General features: G+C 74.9%; 22 protein-coding genes. 13 read left to right on the top strand and 9 right to left on the bottom strand.

The genetic code is table 11. The features are described 5' to 3' along the window. Positions 1-173 precede the first annotated feature (173 nt). Both ACFQH9_RS01575 and ACFQH9_RS01570 read left to right on the top strand, forming a co-directional pair. The gene (locus ACFQH9_RS01575) at positions 174-1490 is read left to right on the top strand and encodes a cation:proton antiporter domain-containing protein (protein WP_379563369.1); all 1317 of its coding nucleotides are present in this window, start codon (positions 174-176) and stop codon (positions 1488-1490) included. Positions 1491-1746: 256 nt separating this feature from the next. After that, positions 1747-2235 (top strand): beta-class carbonic anhydrase, encoded by a 489-nt coding sequence (locus ACFQH9_RS01570; protein WP_379563367.1) that lies wholly within the window; start codon positions 1747-1749, stop codon positions 2233-2235. 39 nt (positions 2236-2274) lie between these two features. Here ACFQH9_RS01570 and ACFQH9_RS01565 read toward each other — a convergent pair whose 3' ends face one another. The 3 genes from ACFQH9_RS01565 to ACFQH9_RS01555 all read right to left on the bottom strand — a co-directional run bounded on the left by ACFQH9_RS01565 (position 2275) and on the right by ACFQH9_RS01555 (position 3796). Then, the gene (locus ACFQH9_RS01565) at positions 2275-2604 is read right to left on the bottom strand and encodes a DUF4235 domain-containing protein (RefSeq protein WP_379563365.1); all 330 of its coding nucleotides are present in this window, start codon (positions 2602-2604) and stop codon (positions 2275-2277) included. A gap of 102 nt (positions 2605-2706) precedes the next feature. Beyond that, positions 2707-3198: an SRPBCC family protein gene (locus ACFQH9_RS01560; protein ID WP_379563363.1), complete on the bottom strand. Its 492-nt coding sequence runs from the start codon at positions 3196-3198 to the stop codon at positions 2707-2709. A 61-nt stretch (positions 3199-3259) separates the two neighbouring features. After that, positions 3260-3796, bottom strand: coding sequence for a DUF6328 family protein (locus ACFQH9_RS01555; protein ID WP_379563361.1), 537 nt, complete (start codon positions 3794-3796; stop codon positions 3260-3262). 233 nt (positions 3797-4029) lie between these two features. Between ACFQH9_RS01555 and ACFQH9_RS01550 the strand changes: the two genes are divergently transcribed. The 5 genes from ACFQH9_RS01550 to ACFQH9_RS01530 all read left to right on the top strand — a co-directional run bounded on the left by ACFQH9_RS01550 (position 4030) and on the right by ACFQH9_RS01530 (position 7074). Then, complete coding sequence (locus ACFQH9_RS01550; RefSeq protein WP_379563359.1) at positions 4030-4461, top strand: ATP-binding protein; 432 nt, start codon at positions 4030-4032, stop codon at positions 4459-4461. A 42-nt stretch (positions 4462-4503) separates the two neighbouring features. Next, on the top strand, positions 4504-4938 hold the full coding sequence (locus tag ACFQH9_RS01545) for a DUF5313 family protein (protein ID WP_379563357.1): 435 nt from the start codon (positions 4504-4506) through the stop codon (positions 4936-4938). After that, entirely contained in the window at positions 4935-5135 is a 201-nt protein-coding gene (locus tag ACFQH9_RS01540) for a hypothetical protein (RefSeq protein WP_379563355.1), read from the top strand. Before ACFQH9_RS01545 ends, ACFQH9_RS01540 begins: the two co-directional genes overlap by 4 nt. A gap of 95 nt (positions 5136-5230) precedes the next feature. Further along, complete coding sequence (locus ACFQH9_RS01535; RefSeq protein WP_379563353.1) at positions 5231-5722, top strand: universal stress protein; 492 nt, start codon at positions 5231-5233, stop codon at positions 5720-5722. After that, on the top strand, positions 5722-7074 hold the full coding sequence (locus ACFQH9_RS01530; protein WP_379563351.1) for a sodium:proton exchanger: 1353 nt from the start codon (positions 5722-5724) through the stop codon (positions 7072-7074). The genes ACFQH9_RS01535 and ACFQH9_RS01530 overlap by 1 nt, the downstream gene beginning before the upstream one ends. Before the next feature lie 18 nt (positions 7075-7092). Here the strand turns inward: ACFQH9_RS01530 and ACFQH9_RS01525 are convergent, their stop codons facing one another. Then, entirely contained in the window at positions 7093-7476 is a 384-nt protein-coding gene (locus ACFQH9_RS01525; protein ID WP_379563349.1) for a hypothetical protein, read from the bottom strand. A 179-nt stretch (positions 7477-7655) separates the two neighbouring features. Between ACFQH9_RS01525 and ACFQH9_RS01520 the strand changes: the two genes are divergently transcribed. Both ACFQH9_RS01520 and ACFQH9_RS01515 read left to right on the top strand, forming a co-directional pair. Further along, a complete protein-coding gene (locus ACFQH9_RS01520) occupies positions 7656-8231 on the top strand; it encodes a type 1 glutamine amidotransferase domain-containing protein (protein WP_379563347.1) in 576 nt (191 codons plus the stop codon). A gap of 59 nt (positions 8232-8290) precedes the next feature. Continuing rightward, positions 8291-9235: a DNA polymerase domain-containing protein gene (locus tag ACFQH9_RS01515; protein ID WP_379563345.1), complete on the top strand. Its 945-nt coding sequence runs from the start codon at positions 8291-8293 to the stop codon at positions 9233-9235. 72 nt (positions 9236-9307) lie between these two features. On the opposite strand, the gene ACFQH9_RS01510 is transcribed toward ACFQH9_RS01515, so the two are convergent. Next, the gene (locus ACFQH9_RS01510; RefSeq protein WP_379563343.1) at positions 9308-10156 is read right to left on the bottom strand and encodes a hypothetical protein; all 849 of its coding nucleotides are present in this window, start codon (positions 10154-10156) and stop codon (positions 9308-9310) included. A gap of 23 nt (positions 10157-10179) precedes the next feature. Then, positions 10180-11043 carry a L,D-transpeptidase gene (locus ACFQH9_RS01505; protein WP_379563341.1) on the bottom strand — a complete coding sequence of 288 codons (864 nt, stop codon included), beginning with the start codon at positions 11041-11043 and terminating at the stop codon, positions 10180-10182. A gap of 269 nt (positions 11044-11312) precedes the next feature. Here ACFQH9_RS01505 and ACFQH9_RS01500 point away from each other — a divergent pair, with 269 nt between their 5' ends. Continuing rightward, positions 11313-11951: a class II aldolase/adducin family protein gene (locus ACFQH9_RS01500; RefSeq protein ID WP_379563713.1), complete on the top strand. Its 639-nt coding sequence runs from the start codon at positions 11313-11315 to the stop codon at positions 11949-11951. Positions 11952-11977: 26 nt separating this feature from the next. Here the strand turns inward: ACFQH9_RS01500 and ACFQH9_RS01495 are convergent, their stop codons facing one another. After that, on the bottom strand, positions 11978-12400 hold the full coding sequence (locus ACFQH9_RS01495; RefSeq protein ID WP_379563339.1) for a DUF1707 SHOCT-like domain-containing protein: 423 nt from the start codon (positions 12398-12400) through the stop codon (positions 11978-11980). A gap of 192 nt (positions 12401-12592) precedes the next feature. On the opposite strand from ACFQH9_RS01495, the gene ACFQH9_RS01490 reads away from it, so the two are divergent. Beyond that, positions 12593-13780 (top strand): sensor histidine kinase, encoded by a 1188-nt coding sequence (locus ACFQH9_RS01490; RefSeq protein ID WP_379563337.1) that lies wholly within the window; start codon positions 12593-12595, stop codon positions 13778-13780. A gap of 13 nt (positions 13781-13793) precedes the next feature. Further along, a complete protein-coding gene (locus tag ACFQH9_RS01485) occupies positions 13794-14459 on the top strand; it encodes a response regulator transcription factor (protein ID WP_379563335.1) in 666 nt (221 codons plus the stop codon). A 175-nt stretch (positions 14460-14634) separates the two neighbouring features. On the opposite strand, the gene ACFQH9_RS01480 is transcribed toward ACFQH9_RS01485, so the two are convergent. After that, positions 14635-15855: a cysteine desulfurase-like protein gene (locus ACFQH9_RS01480; RefSeq protein WP_379563333.1), complete on the bottom strand. Its 1221-nt coding sequence runs from the start codon at positions 15853-15855 to the stop codon at positions 14635-14637. Positions 15856-15874: 19 nt separating this feature from the next. Beyond that, complete coding sequence (locus ACFQH9_RS01475; RefSeq protein ID WP_379563331.1) at positions 15875-17155, bottom strand: MFS transporter; 1281 nt, start codon at positions 17153-17155, stop codon at positions 15875-15877. A gap of 226 nt (positions 17156-17381) precedes the next feature. Between ACFQH9_RS01475 and ACFQH9_RS01470 the strand changes: the two genes are divergently transcribed. Then, positions 17382-18881 carry a carboxyl transferase domain-containing protein gene (locus ACFQH9_RS01470; protein WP_379563329.1) on the top strand — a complete coding sequence of 500 codons (1500 nt, stop codon included), beginning with the start codon at positions 17382-17384 and terminating at the stop codon, positions 18879-18881. Positions 18882-19054 lie beyond the last annotated feature (173 nt).

Genomic DNA, 19054 nt, shown 5'->3' with positions numbered 1-19054 from the left:
GGCGGGCCGCCGTCCGGCGACCCCGAATGAGAGTGTGACGTCAGCGTCACAATGCCATCCGGAACCCGCACGGGGAAGACCGCGGCAGATCCACCCGGCCGAAACGTGGAACCGGCGCCCGTCGAGTGCAAGGGTGCGGCGAACGCCGGCAGATCCGACGGCAGGGGGAACGGATGCTCGCGCTCGTCGTCATCATGCTGATCCTGCTCGTGTGGGCCCTGGTGGCGGGCCGGCTCGCGCGGTTCAGCGTCACCATGCCGTTCGCCATGCTCGCGGCCGGGATACTCCTCACCGCCGGCTCGGCCCCGGTGTTCGTCTTCGACATCCCGATCGACTCCGCGGAGCACGTCGTCGAGGGCGTCCTGGCGATCCTGCTGTTCACCGACGCCACCGAGGTCCCGGGCGGCATCCTGGGGCGCCGGCCGCGGCTGACCCTCCGGCTCCTGCTGATCGCCCTGCCCCTGTCGCTGGCGCTGGCCTGGCTCGCCGGGGCGGCGCTCTTCCACGGCGCCGGCCTCTGGCTCCTGCTGGTGCTCGCCACCGTCGTGATGCCGATCGACCTCGCGCCCGCCATCGCCGTCGTCCGCGACCGGCGGATCCCCGAACGGCTGCGGCAGGTGATCAACGCGGAGAGCGGGCTCAACGACGGCCTGGTCGCCCCGGTCTTCCTGTTCGCCCTGGCGGGGGCCACCGCGGCCGGAGGCGAGGGGCTCGCCGAGGCCGCGGTCGAGGCCCTCCCGTCGCTGGCCATGGCGATCCTGGCGGGGGCGGTCGTCGGCGCCAGCGCCGCGCGCGTGCTGCGCCTGGCCCTCGACCACGGCTGGACCCAGTCGTCCGCGCTGCGGATCGGGGTGCTCGTGCTCCCCCTGCTCGCCTACGGCGTGGCGGCCCTCGCCGGCGGCAACGGGTTCGTCGCGGCCTTCGTCGCCGGGGTGTTCTTCGAGCCGGAGGCCCGCCGGCTGCCGGCCGGCACGCTGCACCTCGTCGAGGACGTCGGCACGCTGCTCTCCCTGGCCCTGTGGTTCATCTTCGGCGCCGTCGTCAACCAGACCCTGGCCGGCGGCGCGATCACGTGGCAGGTGGTGGTGTACGCGCTGCTGGCGCTGACCGTGGCCCGGATGCTGCCCGTCGTGCTGGCGCTGATCGGTACCGACATCCGCCCGAAGGACCGGCTCGTCCTGGGCTGGGCGGGTCCCCGCGGCATCGCGACCCTGGTGTTCGGCATGCTCGCCTTCCTCGACCTCGCCGGGCCGGAGAAGGACTTCGTGCTCGCCGTCACGGTGGTCACGGTCGTCGCCAGCATCGTCGTGCACGGGCTGTCGACGGGACTGGTGGCGCGGCACTACGGCCGGGCCTCCCCCGCCCCCGAGGAGGTCGGCGGCGACCTCCCGGAGGCCACCCGGCCGGGCGGCCCCGGTCCGGCGGCCGCGCCGGGCGACCGGAGGGGCTCGTGGGGCAACCGGTGGCGACGAGGCGGCACGGCGCCCTGACCGGCCCGGACGGGTGACACCCGGGGATGTGGCGGGTTGTCCCGGCCTCCCCCGGTGCGGTTGACTCGTCGCGTGATGCGCATGCGGCTCGAGTTCTTCTGGCCGAGCCGTCGCGTGTGCCAGTTCGACGAGTCCTGTCTCCGGGCCGCGTAGCCGCCCCTGCTCCCGCCGCGGGCAGTCCGGGCGCCGCGCGGCCGTCTCGTGTCCCGGTCGCGGGACCGAGCCCGCGACCCCACCCCGAGTCCTGGAGACCCCCATGTCCGTGACCGACGAGCTGCTCGCCAACAACGCCCGCTACGCCGAGGGCTTCTCCGGCCCGCTCCCCCTCCCGCCCGCGAAGAAGGTCGCCGTCGTGGCCTGCATGGACGCGCGCCTCGACGTCCACCGCATCCTCGGCCTGCAGGAGGGCGACGCGCACGTCATCCGCAACGCCGGCGGCGTCGTCACCGACGACGCGATCCGCTCGCTGGCGATCAGCCAGCGCCTGCTGGGCACGGAGGAGATCGTCCTCGTCCACCACACCGACTGCGGCATGCTGACCTTCACCGACGACGACTTCAAGCGGTCGATCCAGGAGGACACCGGCCTCCGCCCGCAGTGGGCGGCGGAGGCCTTCCCCGACCTGGACGAGGACGTGCGCCAGTCCCTCGCCCGGATCAGGGCCAACCCCTTCGTCCCGCGCAAGGACTCGGTCCGCGGCTTCGTCTTCGACGTCGCGACCGGGAAGCTCGACGAGGTCGTCTGACCTCCCGCCGGCGCTGTCCGGCCCCCGTCCGGCCGCGGCTCAGCGCGTGGCCGGGCGGGGCTTGTCGACGAACCGGTGGTAGGCCTTCATGCCGTAGCGGTCGACCGCCGTCTTGATCAGCCCGAAGATCGCGCCCTGCAGCGTGGCGGCGAGCAGGACCTCCTTGGTGCCGTAGTCGCGCGACAGCGGCTGGGGGGTCTCCGGCTCGTTCGAGACCCGCTTCCACACCTGGGCGAACACCTGCCCGGCGATCAGGCCGCCGAGCATGCCGGACACCAGGCCGACCGGCTTGTACGCGAGCTTCAGCGGGGCGGGCAGGTCGTCGCCGAGCTCGGCGGGCTTGCGGTGCTCGTTCTTCGTGCCGCTCATGCCGGGCACGTACCCGGGGCCGCGTCCGGCCACACGCCGAGAACGACGGCGGCCCGTCCACTGGGGACGGGCCGCCGAGGTGGTGCGGGATGCCGGGGACGGTCAGGCGGGCGGGGTCATGCCCTCGCCCTGCTGCGGGGCCCGGTCCACGTCGCCGCGCCAGGCGCCCTCCTCGGTGCCGCGCGACTCGATGAACTCCTTGAACCGGCCGAGGTCGCCCTTGGCCTGCTTGCCGACGATGCCGAGCGCGTCCCCGGCCTTCTCGACGACGCCCTCGGGCTCGAAGTCGAGCTGCAGGGTGACCCGGGTGTGCTTGTCGTCGAGCCGGTGGAACGTGACGACGCCGGCCTGGTCCGGGCCGGTCACCGACTTCCAGGCCACCCGCTCGTCCGGGTGCTGCTCGGTGATCTCGGCGTCGAACTCGCGCTTCACGCCGGCGATCTTCGTGACCCAGTGCGTCCGGGTCGCGTCGATCTGCTCGATCCGCTCCACGCCACCCATGAACTGCGGGAACGACTCGAACTGCGTCCACTGGTTGTAGGCGGTGCTGACGGGGACCTCGACGTCGATGCTCTCCTGAACGTTGGTGGTCATGCGCGTCGGATTGCACCGGCCGCCGAGTCCGAAACGTGCGCCGGTCGGGGAATGTCCGCGGTCAGGCCTGCGGGTCGGGCAGCGCCGGTGCGGCACGCGAGTCGCGGCGCAGGCGGAGCGGGACCAGCACCCAGAACACCAGCGTGGCGCTCAGCAGCACCGCCGTCCCCACGATCCCGGCGAGGCGGCCGACCGCGATGTCCAGCACGAGCATCAGGCCCGAGGCCAGGGTCAGGGCCAGGAGGCCGAGCCCCGCCATCGCCAGCCGGTGCCCGGCCCGCACGAGCTCCCGCTTGCGGTTGCGCTGGAAGAGGACGCGGTGCGCCGCGACGGGGGCCACCAGCAGCGTCGAGGTCGCGGCGGCGCCGGCGAGCGTGGCGACGAACAGGCCGTGCTGGACCGCATCGAGCTCCTTGAACCGCTCGCTCACCGCCATCGTGAGCAGGAAGCCGAAGAGGATCTGCACGCCGGTGAACACCACCCGCAGCTCCTGCAGCAGCTCGGCGAAGTTCCGGTCCGCGCGGTTCAGCGGGCCCTCGGCGCGGTGCCGGGTGTTCCAGTCCTCGGTCTCGTCGGTGACCGTCGTCGCGGTGGACATGCGCCGCTCCTTCCGCACCGTCGCGTTCCCGGACCGCACTGCAGTACCCGAATCCTCGTACTTCACACGAACGGGTGAGCGCCGGGCGGGGCTCGGGGGATGGCGGGTCGGCCGGGGGGCGGATCGTCACGAGTCGATCGCGTCGGGTGCGTATGCGCCGGGGACCGAGGGGGTACGCCCGGTTCGACGAGGACGGCGGGCCTCGTCGGTGACTGCGGGGAAGGGGGTGCGGGATGACCTCGACCGGGACGGCGACGCCGGCGGACGGCACCGCCGACGACCACGTGTGCTGGAGCTACCGGCCCTCTCCGGACGTGCCCGCCGGCGTGCGACGCCGGCTCGCGCCGGTGCTCGAGGCCTGGCACGTGGAGGGCGACGACGCCGACGACGTCCTGCTCGTGGTGACCGAGCTGGTGGCGAACGTGGTCGACCACGCGGGCACCCCCTTCGAGATCACGCTGCACCGCGAGCCCGGGGTGTTGCACGTGTCCGTCCGGGACGGCTGCGCCACGCCGCCGGAACCGCGCCGCATGGACCCGCGCTCCTCGCGCGGACGCGGGTTGCTCGTGGTGCAGGCCGTGTGCCGGGACTGGGGGTACGAGGTGCACGGCGAGCCGGACGCCGGCCGCCCCGGGAAGACCGTCCGTGCCGAGCTCGCGGCCTGAGCCGGCCGGGGTTCGCGGCGCCCGCACCGGGTACCCGGTGCGATGACCGAGATCGTGCGTCCCGGGCCCCTGCGCTGGCTGGCCTACGCCTTCGGTGCGGGCCTGCCCGCCCGGCACCGGACCTGGGTGCTGCACGACGTCACCGCCCCCACCTGGGTGCTCCGGCACCTGGTCCGCGCCGTCGTGCAGATCGCCCCCTTCGGTGTCGCCCTCTACCTGCTCGTCCCGGGCTCGGTCGGGATCCGGGTCACCGCCGTCGTGATGGGCGCGGTGATCGGCCTCGTGTACTCGCTGGCCTTCGTCGAGCCCGCCGCGGAACACCGGGCCATCAAGGCCGGGTACCCCGAGGGCACCGCGGCCGCGACCCGCCGCGAGCGCCGCCGCCGGGGCCGCCCCGGACCCGGGCCCGGCACCGACCGCCGCGGGCCGACGCGCCCGCACCACATCCCCACCGCACCGAACGGAGGCACCCGATGACCGAGCGTCCCGACGACGCCACCCACCCGACCCACACCGAGGAGGCCGTGGACGAGCTCGAGGAGAAGGTGCTCGGGCACCGCGTCGACCAGCGCCGCGACCAGGACGCCTCTCGCCCGGGCGACGGGCAGGACGTCCTGCCGGAGGCCGACGGCACGGGCGCGACGGAGGGCTCGGGCTCCGAACCGTCCGGCTGAGCCGTCCCCCGAGCCGTCCGAGCCGTCCCGAGCCGTCCCGAGCCGTCCCGAGCCGTCCCGAGCCGTCCCCGCCCGGCCCGTCGAAGGAGAGCGCGATGATCCCGACCCTGTCGGACCCGGGCAACGTCCCGGGGCGCCGGGAGGAGCACGACCCCCGGACCGGGTTCCACCCGCGCGACACCCACGACGCCCTGCGCCCCGACACGCCGCCGGAGACCGCGCCGGCACCGGCGCCGGACACGCCCGACGCCGCGCTGGTGGTCGGGCTCGACGGCTCGCCGCAGTCCCGCGCCGCCCTGCGCTGGGCGGTGGGCGAGGCCCGGACGCGGGGCGCGGTGGTCGACGTCGTCCTGCTCGACGAGGACAGCGAGGGCCGGCTCCACGAAGCCGTCCGGGCCACCGGCACGGACGTCGAGGTCCGCACCGTGGTCGAGCGCGGCGATCCCGCGACCGTGCTGCTCGGGCACGCTACGGCCGCCCAGCTGCTGGTGCTGGGGCACGTCGGCGGCCGGCTCGACGACGTCGCGCGCCGCTGCACCGAGTACGCGCGTTGCCCGGTCGTGCTCGTCCCGGTGGCCGGGCGCTGATGGCCCGGTCCGCGGACACCCCCGCCCGCACCGGCTCCCGCCGGCCGCCGCTCCCCCTGGCCGCCGCGGTCCTGGTGGCCCTGCCCGGCCTCTACCTCGGTGCCGCGGCCCTCCTCGGGCTCCCGCACCCCGAGCTGCCTGCGCCCGCCGCGGTCGCCGTCTACGGGCTCGCGATCGTCGGCGCCGCGTTCGTGCTGTCCTGGGCCGGGGAGGCCGCGCAGGTCGACATGAGCGCGGGCCTCGCGCTCGCGATCCTGGCGCTGCTCGCCGTGCTGCCCGAGTACGCGGTGGACTTCGTCTTCACCATGCGGGCGGGCGAGATCTTCGCCGAGCAGGGCGCGTGCGTGCCGGATGCCGGCGGCAGCAACCCCTGCTCGCTCGCCCTGGCCAACATGACCGGGGCGAACCGGGTGCTGGTGGGCATCGGCTGGCCGCTGGTCGTGCTGGTCGCGATGCTCGCGGCCCGCCGGAACCGGTCCGGCGACCGGAGCCGCGCCGAGGGGGACCGGGCCGGCGTGCGGCTGCCGCGCACCCTGTCCGCCGAGGTGGTGTTCCTCGGGGCCGCGACCGTCTACTCGCTGACCCTGCCCCTGCGCAGCACGCTCACCCTGGTCGACACCGTCGTCCTCGTCGCGATCTTCGTCGCCTACGCGATCCGGCTGGCCCAGGGCCCCGCGGAGGAACCCGACCTGCACGGCAGCGCGAAGTGGGTCGCCGAGCGGCCCGCGACCTCCCGGCGCTGGAGCTACGGGGTGCTCTTCGCGATCGCCGCGCTGATCATCCTGGCCACCGCCGAGCACTTCGCCGACGGCCTGGTGCAGACCGGCACCGAGTTCGGCGTCGACCGGTTCGTGCTGGTCCAGTGGGTGGCGCCGCTGGCGAGCGAGGCCCCCGAGCTGATCGTCGCCTGCCTCTACGCCAAGCGCCTGCGGGCGGGCGACTCCCTCGGCACGCTGCTCTCCAGCAAGGTCAACCAGTGGACGCTGCTGGTCGGGACGCTGCCGCTGGTGTTCGCCCTCGCGTCGGGCTCGCTGCACGGCCTGCCGCTCGACGACCAGCAGCGGGTCGAGCTGCTGCTGACGGGCACGCAGTCCTTCTTCGCGGTCAGCCTCCTGGTGACGCTCGGGCTGAGCTGGCGCGGCGCGGTCGCGCTCGTGCTGTTGTTCGCGATCCAGTTCGGGACGTCGATCTCCCTGCCCACGGAGACCGTGCACACCGTGTCGCTGGTGCTGTCCGGCGTGTACGCGCTGCTCGGGATGGTGCAGCTGGTCCGGCACCGCCGGGAGCTGCCCCGGCTGCTGCGCGACGGGGTGCGGACCGACCCGCACCGGCTGGCCGAGGAGCCGGCCTGACCGCCGGGGAGCCGACCCTCAGGCGATGACCTTGTGCGGGGTGCCGCGGAAGGCGCACCAGAAGGTCGCGACCTCCGGGTCCGCCGCGGGGCGCGCCTTCGCCGCGGTCGCCTTGCCGAACATCCGCTTCAACGCGCGCCTGGCCGCGCGCTCGACGGTCGCGGCGAGCTCGTCGGCGCCCACCTGCTCCGGCCCGCGCAGCACGGCGACGAACGCGAACCGCCGCTTCGCCCCCGAACCCGGCGACCGCCAGGCCGGGACCCACTCGAGCTCGGCCGTGACCGGGCGCTCGGCGTCCGTGCAGATCGCGCGGGTGAGTGCGGCCTCCAGCACGTGCGGATCCGTGTCGGCCGGCGCCTTGACCCGCAGCAGCGCCATCACGGGTTCGGTGGACGTGCGCACGTCGACCCCTTCGTCGGTGGTCCCGCGCCTCGCGCGGGGCGGCTGCGACGCTGCCTGCTCAACGTGCCTGATCCGCACGATGACACATCGCCGCGGCGTGCGCACCGTGTAGGGCGCGCCCGTCCGGGTATCGCCGATCACGGGGCCGTGCCGACCGCGGCCCGGGAAGGAGAACCACGATGGGTGCACTGGACGGCAAGCGCGTCGCGATCCTCGCGACCGACGGCGTCGAGGAGGTCGAGCTGACCGAGCCGCGCAAGGCGGTCGAGGACGCCGGCGCCACCACCGAGATCGTGTCGATCTCCGAGGGCGCCATCCAGTCGATGAACTCCGACATCTCGCCGAGCGCGACCTACCCGGTCGACAAGCTCGCCTCGCAGGTCTCGGCGTCGGACTACGACGCGCTGATCATGCCGGGCGGTACCGTCAACGCCGACCGGCTGCGCATGGACCAGGACGTCCTGACGTTCGTGAAGGACGTGTTCGCCGCCGGCAAGCCGGTGGGCGTGATCTGCCACGGGCCCTGGACCCTCGTCGAGGCGGACCTGGTCAAGAGCCGCACGCTGACCTCGTTCCCGAGCCTGCGGACCGACATCCGCAACGCGGGCGGGAACCCGGTGGACGAGGAGGTCGTGACCGACCAGGGCCTCGTCAGCAGCCGCAACCCCGGGGACCTCGAGGCCTTCTGCGCGAAGATCGTCGAGGAGTTCGCCGAGGGGGAGCACTCCGTCCACCCGGAGGGCGCCACCGCGTGACCCCGGCCCCGTGCCGGGCCATGATGCCTGCATGACGGAGTGCTCATGAGCAGGCCGACGTGACGGCGGGCGAGGAACGCGCGGGCGTCGCGCTCTCGAGCCTGGACTCCGCCCTCGTCGACGGGGAGCCCGCGACCAAGCGGGACCTGGTCGACTACCTCGACGCCGTCGCGGACCGGATGGTCCCCGTCCTGGCCGACCGGCCGCTCTCGGTGATCCGGGTGCGGCCGGGCCAGGAACCGTTCATGCAGAAGAACCTCCCCCGCTACACCCCCGACTGGGTGCGCAGCACGGTGATCCGCTCGCAGACCGGTCGCGAGGTCCGGTACGCGCTCTGCGACGACCGGCGCACCCTGCTGTGGCTGGCCAACCAGCGGGCCGTGGAGTACCACCCGGCCCTGTTCACGGTCGGGGCGGAGCAGGCCTCCCAGCTCGTGCTCGACCTCGACCCGCCCGAGGGTGCGGGCTTCCGGGCCGTCGTCGCGGTCGCCCACCTGGTGCGCGAGGCGCTCGCCGGCGCCGGGCTCGCCGGAGCGGTCAAGACGAGCGGCTCCAAGGGCGTCCACGTCGTCGTCCCGCTCGCCCCCGTCCCGTTCGACGACGCGGCGGCCGCCACCCGTGCCCTCGCCGCGCGGACCGAGAAGCTCGATCCCGCCCTCGCGACCACCGCCTTCCTCCGCGAGGAGCGCGAGGGCAAGGTCTTCGTCGACTCCACCCGCGCGGGCGGCGCGACCGTCGTCGCCGCCTACAGTCCGCGCATCCGCCCCGGCCTGCCGGTGTCGTTCCCCCTCGAGTGGGCGGAGCTGGACACCGTCTCCCCCACCGACTTCACCCTCCGCACCGCGCCCGACCTGCTGGCGGACCGGCCCTCCTGGACCGAGGCGTTGCCCGCGCCGCAGGAGCTGCCGGCCGACCTGGTGGAGGAGGGTCACGCGATCCCCGTCGCCCGGGTGCAGGCGATGCACGAGGGCAAGCGGCGCAAGCGGGCGGCCCGCGAGGGCTGACGCCGGGAACGGGAACGGGCCGGGCCGCGTCCCCCGACGCGCAGCCCCGGCCCCCGACCCCCGTCCGGCCCGTCAGCCCGTGACGGGCAGGTTCTTCTGCACGATCTCGGGCCGCGGCGCCTCGCCCGGCTCGGGCTGGTGCTTCCTGACCACGGGCTCGGCCGCCTTCTCCTTCTCGTGCTCCTGCTCCAGGGAACAGGTCGCCGAGCCGACGGTGATCCTCAACAGGTCGCCCTTCGGCGAGAGCGCGGTGAGCAGGTCGTCGACGGTCCGCAGCGGGGTCTGCGACAGGTCCGGCAGGGAGCCCCGGACCAGGCCGATCAGGTCGGGCGCCACCTCCTTCTCCTTGTCGTTCAGCTCCCGTCGCCGGTCCTGGCCGGGCAGCAGGGTCAGGGTGAAGCCGGTGACCGTGATCGAGTCGTCGTCGCGGTCCTGCTGGTTGAGCGTGATCTCCAGCAGCGGGGAGATCGGGAGCTTCTGGCCCTCCAGCGGCACGTTCACCGGGGTGCCGAGGACGGCCGCGTCGAGCAGGTCGACGCCGGCCGAGCCGCCGTCCGCACCGTCGCACCAGGTCCGCATCGTGTCGGCGCGCAGGATCCCGAGCAGGTCCACCTTCGCCACGGTGGCCTCGGCCCGGTGCCCCTCGGCCTCCGCCACCAGCGCGGACAGCCCGATCCCGGGCTTGCCGCGCAGCGGCAGGGCGGAGACGTCCGCGACGCTCTGCCGGTCGTGCTCGCCGTCCCGGGACTCGGCGTAGGGGCTCGGGCTGACCGACAGCAGGCCGTCCGTCTCGACGACGTACGCCGAGGAGGTCACGTCGGGCTCGGCGGAGGCAGCGGTGGAGCCCAGCAGCAGCATCGCCGCGGCGGTGGCGGCACCCACCGCGGCGGCGCCGGCGCCGGCGAACTTCGAGGTCTTCACGCGTCGGGTCCCTTCCTTGCCGGTCATGCTTCGTCGATCGTCACGAGCGTGCCGAGCGGCACCTCGGTGAGCTGGCGCAACGCGTCCGCGGGGACGCGGATGCAGCCGTCGCTGGTGGCGGTGCCGAACACGTCGTCCGTCGGCCAGGTGTGGATGGCGACGGTCCCCGGGCCGCCGCCGAAGGTGTCGTGCGTGGGGCTGTGCGTGCCCAGCGGCAGGATCACCGGCGAGTACTGCTGCTCGTCGTCGGTGAACGCGCCGAGCAGGAAGGTCCGGCCGGCCGGGGTCGGCGCGGAGGGCTTGCCGATGCCGACCGTCCACTCCGCGAGCTTCGCGCCGTCCTCGTACAGGGCCAGCGTCATAGAGCCCAGGTGCACGGCGACGCGGTACGGCGTGGTCTTCACGTCGAGGTCGGCCAGCGGCAGCCACCCCGTCGAGGAGCTGGGCCGCGAAGGCAGCAGGACCTGCGCCCACTCGCCCTGCCGGGCGATCACCGGCAGCCACGTGTCGCCGATCTGCGTCACCGGCATCCGGGCGATCGGGGTGCCGCCGGGGGCGTCGTGGACCAGCGTCTCGCGGACCGGGTGGGCGACCCGGCCGTCCGTGGTCTCCTGCGGCGCGGGGTCGGGCACCGTGCCCTGCAGGGTGGTGTAGGTGGTGCTCTCCTGCAGCGCGGCCGGGTCGACGGCCGCGGCGGACGGGGCCGGGCCCGCGCCACCGCCCTGCCGGGCCGCCGGCGACGGGGCGCCACCGACGAGCAGCCCGACCAGCACGATCGCCAGCACGGCGACCACGCCGACGCCGGCCCGGAGGACCAGCCCGGAGCGGGAGGGGCCACGGCGCTCGGCACGCCGGCGGGTCCGCGGGGGCAGGGTGTGGTTGGTCATCACGCGCCCCACGACCGGTTGCGGGCGGGGGCGGGGACCGGGGAGACGTCCGACGCGTTGTGCACGATCGGATGAACGACGGCTCCACGATCAGGTGACGACGCGTCCTACCCTGATCGCACTGCGTCCCGACGGACGGACTCGATCACGCGGCCGACGGTCGTGTCCCGCCGTTCGTCCGGCACCGGACGCGCCGAACGGTCCACCTGCCGTACCACTCACGGTTACGATCGCTCCGAGCGGGATGACGGAGCGTGACAGGAGACGGTGTGCTGCTGGCGGACGAGCGGGTGCGGATCGTGGAGTGCTGCCGGCGGATGGCCGCGGCGGGACTGACCGTGGGCACCTCGGGCAACGTGAGCGAGCGGCGGGGCGACCTGATCGCGATCACGCCGACCGGCGTGGACTACGGCGAGCTCACCCCGGCGGGCGTGTGCGTGGTCGACCTCGCGGGCCGTGCGGTGGAGCAGGGCCCGCTCCCCTCCTCCGAACTGCCCATGCACCTGGCGGTCTACGCCGGGACCCGGGCGCGGGCCGTCGTCCACACCCACCCGCTCTACGCGACGGCGCTGTCCACCCTGGTCGACGAGCTGCCCGGCATCCACTACCTGGTCATGCAGCTGGGCGGGCCGGTGCGCGTCGCCCCCTATGCGCGGTACGGGTCGGCCGAGCTGGCGGAGGCGAGCGTGCGGGCGATGACGGGGCGCGACGCGGTCCTGCTGCGCAACCACGGCGCCACGACCTGCGGCGACACGCTCGCGCGGGCCTACGACCGGGCCGTGACGCTGGAGTGGCTGTGCCGGCTCTACCACCAGGCGCGGCTGCTCGGGGAGCCCGCGCTGCTCCCCGACGACGAGCTCGCGGCCGTCGGCGAGCAGCTGTGGACCTACGGGCAACCGCCCCGGTGAGCGGCGATAGTCGCGCCGGCGACCGGTCAGGTGGTGCGGGCGCGGCGGGTCGCGAACCAGTAGTGCCCCGCGACGCTGACCGCGATCCAGAAGATCGGGCCGCCCGGCCAGAAGAAGGACACGGGGCCGGCCACCCAGCGCACCAGCACGATCGCGACCACGGCGAGCGCGATCCCGACGTGGATCAGCAGCCGGCGCCGGGCGTCCGGCGTCAGCTCACGGCGGCCCGGCGGGGCGGGCGGCGGGGCCGGCAGGTCCGCGGTCAGCGGCGCGAGGTCGGCCTCGACCTTCGCCGCGTAGGCGGCCTGCTGGCGCTCGTCGGCCTCCTCGAGGGTCAGCCGGCCCTCGGCGGCGGCCGCGCGGATCCGGTCGGCGACGGCCTCCCGGTCGGCGTCGGACAGCCGCAGGTCCGGGGCCCCGGTCCCGGTGTGCACGGTGTTCTCGCTCATGATGTCCCCCAGTGGTTCTCGTGGTGTGCCACCACGGTGCCGGGGGCCGGCTCGGCGCGCGTCGCACCGCGGGCGGGACCTGCGCTGCCCCGGCGGGCGGGCCGTGGGCCGCCGACGTACGCCCCGGGGAGTACGCCGCGGGTCCGCCGCGGACCGACGCGGCCGGGGCCGCCGCCGCTCTAGGGTTCGGGTGTGTCCTGGGTCGGCGGGCTGGTGCGGCGCTCGTGGCAGAGCGTGCCGCACACCGTGCTGACCCCGGCCGCCTGGCTGGTCGTGGGCGTGGTCGCCGCGCTCAACGCGTCCCGCTTCGTCCCGACCGCGCGCCCCGTCGACGCGCTCGGGATCGCCCTCCTCGTGCTCGGTCCGCTGCTGCTCGTGGTGCGCCGGGCCCATCCGCCCGCGGTGCTGATCGGCTGCGTGGCCGTGCTGCTGGTCTACCTCGGCCTCGGCTACCCGTTCGGTCCGGTCGTGGTGCCGTCGCTGGTCGCGCTGGCCGAGGCGATCCTGCGGGGCCACCGGCGGGTCGCCTACGTCACCACGGCCGTCGCCGTGCTCGCCGGGCTGGCGATCCAGGTCGCGTGGCGGGGCGGGCCCGCGGGACTCGAGGGCCGGGTCGGCTGGCTGGCGTGGCTGGCCGCGTACGTCGCCGGGTGCGAGCTGTGGCGCGCCCGCACCGAGCGTCGCGCGCAGGCCCGCGCCGCCCGTGAGGAGACGGCGCGCCGGCAGGCCGGCGAGGAGCGGCTGCGCATCGCCCGCGAGCTGCACGACGTGCTCGGCCACCACGTCTCCCTGATCAACGTGCAGGCCGGCGTGGCCCTCTACCTGCTCGACGAGGACCCCGAGCAGGCACGCCGTGCGCTGGCCACGATCAAGGACGCCAGCCGTGACCTGCTGCGCGAGATGCGCTCCACCCTCGGCGTCCTGCGCGGGATCGACGAGGAGCCGCCCCGCGCCCCGACCGCCGGGCTCGCCATGCTGGACCGGCTCGTCGCGGACAACGAGGCGGCGGGGCTGACCGTCGAGACCGCGGTGTCGGCGCCGGAGCTGCCCCCGAGCGTCGACCTCGCCGCCTACCGGATCGTGCAGGAGGCGCTCACCAACGTGCGCAAGCACGCCGGGGCCCGGCGCGCGTTCGTGCGGGTGACCGAGCGGGAGGGCGCGCTCCGGCTCGTCGTCGACGACGACGGCACGGGCCCGCCCGCGCGGCCCGGCGCGGGCGGGACGGGGCTGGTCGGGATGCGCGAGCGGGCGACCGCGCTGGGGGGCACGCTGGCCCACGGCCGGGCTCCCGGCGGCGGTTTCCGGGTGGAGGCCGTGCTGCCGCTGCCCGGCCGCCGCGGCGCGGCGGTGGGGCGCCGGGACGAGGAGGAAGCCGGATGATCGAGGAGACCGCGTGATCAGGGTCGTGCTGGCGGACGACCAGGCGCTGGTCCGGGCCGGGTTCCGGGCGCTGCTCGGCTCGGCGCCGGACCTCGAGGTCGTCGGCGAGGCCGAGGACGGGGACGCCGCGTTGCGGGTCTGCCGCGACACGTCCCCGGACGTCGTGCTCATGGACATCCGGATGCCGGGGCGGGACGGGCTGGCCGCGACCCGCGACATCGTGGCGGATCCGCGCCTGTCCGGCGTCCGGGTCGTCGTGCTGACGACCTTCGCCGAGGACGCCTACATCTTCGAGGCCCTGCGCTCCGGGGCCAGCGGGTTCCTGGTCAAGGACACCGAGCCGGCCGAGCTGCTGCACGCGGTGCGGGTGGTGCACGCGGGCGAGGCGTTGCTCTCCCCCGGCGTCACCCGCCGGCTGGTCGAGGAGTTCGCGGCGCGGTCCCGTCCCCCGGCGCCCGACCGCCGGCTCGACGCCCTCACCGGCCGCGAGCGCGAGGTGCTCGCGCTGGTCGCGGCCGGGCTGTCCAACGACGAGATCGCCGAGCGGCTGGTGGTCAGCCCGGCCACGGCGAAGACGCACGTCAGCCGGTCGATGGTGAAGCTGGGCGTGCGGGACCGTGCCCAGCTCGTCGTCCTCGGCTACGAGACCGGCCTGGTCCGGCCGGGTTGGCTCGCCTGAGGAGCTGGGCGAACTGCGCTCCCGCTCACCCCTGGTGAGCGAGACACACCGACCAGCCGCCGGGCGCCGAGGGCGTCGGCGAGCAGCACCGCGCCGGCGTCCCGTGATCCCCGCCGCACCCGCCCGGATCGGCTCGGTCGTGAGTGGCGTCCGCTCTCCCTGAGGGCGGTGGCGCTCACCGGCGGAGCGCGGTGAACGAGGCCAGGCCGTCGAGGAGGCGGTCGACGTCCGTGTCGTCGGTGTAGGGGGACAGCCCGATCCGCAGCGAGCCCGTGTCGCCCAGGCCGAGGCGCCGGCTGGCCTCGAGGGCGTAGAAGGAGCTCGCCGGAGCGTTGATCTTCCGCTCGGCGAGGTAGCGGTAGGCGTCGGCCGGGTTCCGGTCGGTGAACTCGACGAGCAGGGTCGGGGTCCGGTGCGCCGCCCGCGACCGCACGAGGACGCCGGGCAGCTCGGCGAGGGCCTGCTCGATCCGCACCCGCAGCGGCTCCTCGTGCGCCCGGATCGCCGCCATCGCCTCGAGCAGGGCGGTGCGGCGGTCGGCGGGCGAACCCGTCAGCCCGGCGAGGAAGTCGACGGCAGCGGTGGTGCCGGCCAGCAGCTCGTAGGGCAGCGTGCCCAGCTCGAACCGCTCCGGGACGACGTCCGTGGAGGGGGCGAGCTTCGCCGGGCGCAGCTCCTCCAGCAGCTCCGGCCGGGCGGCGAGCACCCCGCAGTGCGGGCCGAGGAACTTGTAGGGCGAGCAGGCGAAGAAGTCCGCGCCGAGCTCGGAGACGTCGACGGCCTCGTGCGCGGTGAGGTGCACGCCGTCGACCATCGTCAGCGCCCCGGCCTCGTGCGCCAGCGCGGTGATCTCGGCGACCGGCGGGATCGTGCCGACCAGGTTCGACGCCCCCGTCACGGCCACCAGGCGGGTGCGGCGCGACAGCACGGCCGCCACGTCGGCGGCGGTGAGCTCGGCGGTGTCCGGGTCGAAGTCGGCCCAGCGGACCGTCGCGCCCACCGCCTCCGCGGCGAGCACCCAGGGCCGGATGTTCGCGTCGTGGTCCAGCCGGGTCACGACGACCTCGTCCTCCGGCCCCCAGGTCGCGGACAGGGTGCGCGCGAGGTCGAAGGTCAGCTGGGTCATGCTGCGCCCGAACACGATCCCGCGCGGGTCGGCGTCGAGCAGGTCCCCCAGGGCGGCGCGCGCCCGCAGCACGATCCCGTCCGCGTGCCGCTCGGCCTTGGTGACGGTGCCGCGGTTGGCGACCGGACAGGTCAGCGCCTCGTAGACGCCCCGGGCCACCGGCTCGGGCGTCTGCGAGCCGCCGGGCCCGTCGAAGTGCGCCGCCCCCGCCTTGAGGGCGGGGAACTGGCTGCGGAGTGCGGCGACGTCGTAACGCCCGGGATTGCTCACGTCTCCCACCCTGGCACGGCTAGCGCAGGACGGTGCCCTTCGTCTCGGGCAGCGTCAGGATCGTCAGGAACGCGAGGACGGCGCCGGCGGCGACGTACCAGAAGAACGCCCCACCCAGCCACTGGATCATCAGCGGGGCGGTGCCGCCGAAGAGCGCGACCGTGAGGTTGTACCAGGCACCGATGCCCAGGCCGCGCACCTCGGTCGGGAACAGCTCGCTCATGATCGCCGGCGCGATCGAGGTCATCATCGTGTACAGCCCGAGGCCCACGCAGAACACCACGAGCAGCCCGACGATCCCGGGCCGGACCAGGGCGGACAGCGGCACGATCAGGATCGCGGTCGCCGCGGACCAGAAGAGCAGCTGCGGCTTGCGCCCGAACCGGTCCGACAGCGCGCCCATCGGGTACTGCAGCAGGACGAACAGCGCCGTCGCGATCGCCAGGGCGAGGAAGACGTCGAACGGGTCGGCCCCGCGGGACTTCGTGGCGTACGGGGTCAGGGCGGAGAAGAAGGTGTAGTAGCAGAGCGTCGAGAGCAGGGTGAAGCCGACGAGCTGGCCGACGGCCTTCGGGTGCTCGCGCAGCGTGAGCAGCAGCGGGTTGCGGATCGTCTGCGCCTTGTCCTTGTTGGTCTCGTACTGCTCGGTCTCCGGCATCGCCCGGCGCAGCCAGAGCCCGAGGAGCCCGAGCAGGCCGCCGACGACGAACGGGATCCGCCAACCCCAGGAGGAGACCTGGTCCTCCGACAGCGAGCCGGAGAGGATCACGCCGAGCACGCTCGCGATCAGCACGGCCCCGCCGGTCGAGATGTAGAAGAACGACGAGTAGCGGCCGCGGTGCGGCGGCGGGGCGACCTCGCCCAGGTAGGCCGACGCGTTGGACACCTCGCCGCCCAGCGACATGCCCTGGGCGATGCGGGCGAGCAGCAGCAGGACCGGGGCGAGCCAGCCCACCATCGCGAAGGTCGGGAGGATCGCGATCACCAGCGAGCCGCCCGCCATGAGCAGGATGGTCAGCATAATCGCGGTGCGCCGGCCGCGGACGTCGGCGAAGCGGCCGAGCAGGAAGCCGCCCAGCGGCCGGAAGAAGAAGGCCAGGGCGTAGGTGGCCAGCGTGCTGATCAGGGCCAGCGCCTCGTTGCCGGGCGGGAAGATCTGGGTCGCGAAGTAGATCGAGAACGTCGCGTAGATGGTCCAGTCGTACCACTCGATCGCGTTGCCGATGGAGGCCGCCACGAGTGTTCTGACCGGCAGTCTGTGCCGGGTTCCGGTGCTGGTCTGCTGGCCGGTCTCGGTCATCGGTACTCCTGGGTATCCGCCGCGTGATCAGTGCAGCCGGGCACGATGTGCGCGAAAGGGTACGTCGACCGGGTGACCCCTGCAGGGTCTGGCGCCACGCTCGGGAACCGGCGAGGGCGGGCGGCGGTGTACCGCCCGTGAGCACCTCCGGTGCGCGGGCTGTCAGCGGTCACCCGAGGGTGGCGATCGGACCGCCCGGGCGGGCGCGGGATGGCAGGCTCGGTGCGTGACGCCCCGTTCGCGCCAGCTGCTCGAGACCGTGCTCGACGACGGCACCTTCCGCTCCTGGGACACCACCCCCGCCCCGGTGCCCGAGGTCGCCGACACCCCGGACTACCGGGCGGAGCTCGCCGCGGCGCGCGAGCGCGGCGGCGTCGACGAGGCCGTGGTCACCGGCGAGGGCCGGATCGCGGGCCGCCGGGTCGCGGTGGTGTGCAGCGAGTTCGCGTTCCTCGCCGGCTCGATCGGGGTGGCCACGGCCGAGCGGCTGATCCGGGCGATCGAGCGGGCGACGGACGAGCGCCTGCCGCTGCTGGCCGCGACGGCCTCGGGCGGGACCCGGATGCAGGAGGGCGCGATCGCCTTCCTGCGCATGGCGGCGATCTCCGCGGCGGTCACCGCGCACAAGGCCGCGGGCCTGCCGTACCTCGTCTACCTGCGGCACCCGACGACGGGCGGGGTGTTCGCGTCGTGGGGCTCGCTCGGCAACGTGACCGTGGCCGAGCCCGGCGCGCTCGTCGGGTTCCTGGGGCCGAAGGTGTACTCGGCGCTGTACGGCGACGAGTTCCCCGCGGGCGTGCAGAAGGCCGAGAACCTGCACCGGCACGGGATCGTCGACGCGGTGCTGCCGCCGGAGCGGCTCGCCGGGGTCGCGGCGCGGGTGCTCGCGATGCTCGACCCCGTCGACCCGATGCGGCTGCCGCCCGCGGCGCGGTCGCGCGCGGAGCCGTCGGGCCCCGAGGAGGACGCCTGGGCCTCCATCCGGCGGTCCCGGAGACCGGAGCGGCCGGGGGTCCGCGACGTGCTGCGGCTGGCGGCCACGGACGTCGTCCCGCTGGCGGGGACCGGCGAGGGCGAGGCCGGGCGCGGCCTGCTGCTCGCGCTGGTGCGGTTCGGCAGCGTGGCGTGCGTGCTGCTGGGACAGGACCGGCGGGCGCAGGCGGCGGAACCGCTCGGGCCGGGTGCGCTGCGGACCGCCCGGCGCGGCATGCGCCTGGCGGCCGAGCTGGGGCTGCCCGTGGTCTCGGTGATCGACACGACCGGGGCCGCGCTGTCGGTGGAGGCCGAGGAGGGCGGGCTCGCCGGCGAGATCGCGCGGTGCCTCGGCGAGCTGACCGAGCTGCCCGTGCCGACGGTCTCGGTGCTGCTGGGGCAGGGCACGGGCGGAGCCGCGCTCGCCCTGCTGCCGACGGACCGGGTGATCGCCGCGCGGCACGGCTGGCTCACCCCGCTGCCGCCGGAGGGCGCGAGCACGATCGTGCACGGCACCCCGGAGAAGGCGGCGGAGGTGGCGGCCCGGCAGCACGTCCGCGCCGTGGACCTGCTGCGGGCCGGCGCGGTCGACACGATCGTCGACGAGCGGCCCGACGCCGCGGACGAGCCCGACGCCTTCGCCCGCCGGGTCGCCGACGCGGTCGAGTCCGAGCTGCGCGCCCTCCTCCCCCTCTCCCCCGTCGACCGCCTGGTGCGCCGGCGCCGCCGCTACCGCACGCTCGGCCTCCGCTGATCCCGCCGACCGGTCGGGCCTCGTCCGCGCGAGGTCGATCGCCGAATGCGGCACATTTCGGCCGTGGGTGGCCGGGAAGGGCCACTGGGAGCGATCATGGTTGGGCGCGCCACCCCTGCCGCGCGCGGGTGCTGGTGACGCCCCTCCCGAGCGGGTGATTCGGATCCGGACGA

Source organism: Pseudonocardia lutea, assembly GCF_042658055.1.
Classification (GTDB): domain Bacteria; phylum Actinomycetota; class Actinomycetes; order Mycobacteriales; family Pseudonocardiaceae; genus Pseudonocardia; species Pseudonocardia lutea.
The sequence above is the reverse complement of the archived record's forward strand: the minus strand, read 5'-3'. Positions and strand labels throughout refer to the sequence as shown.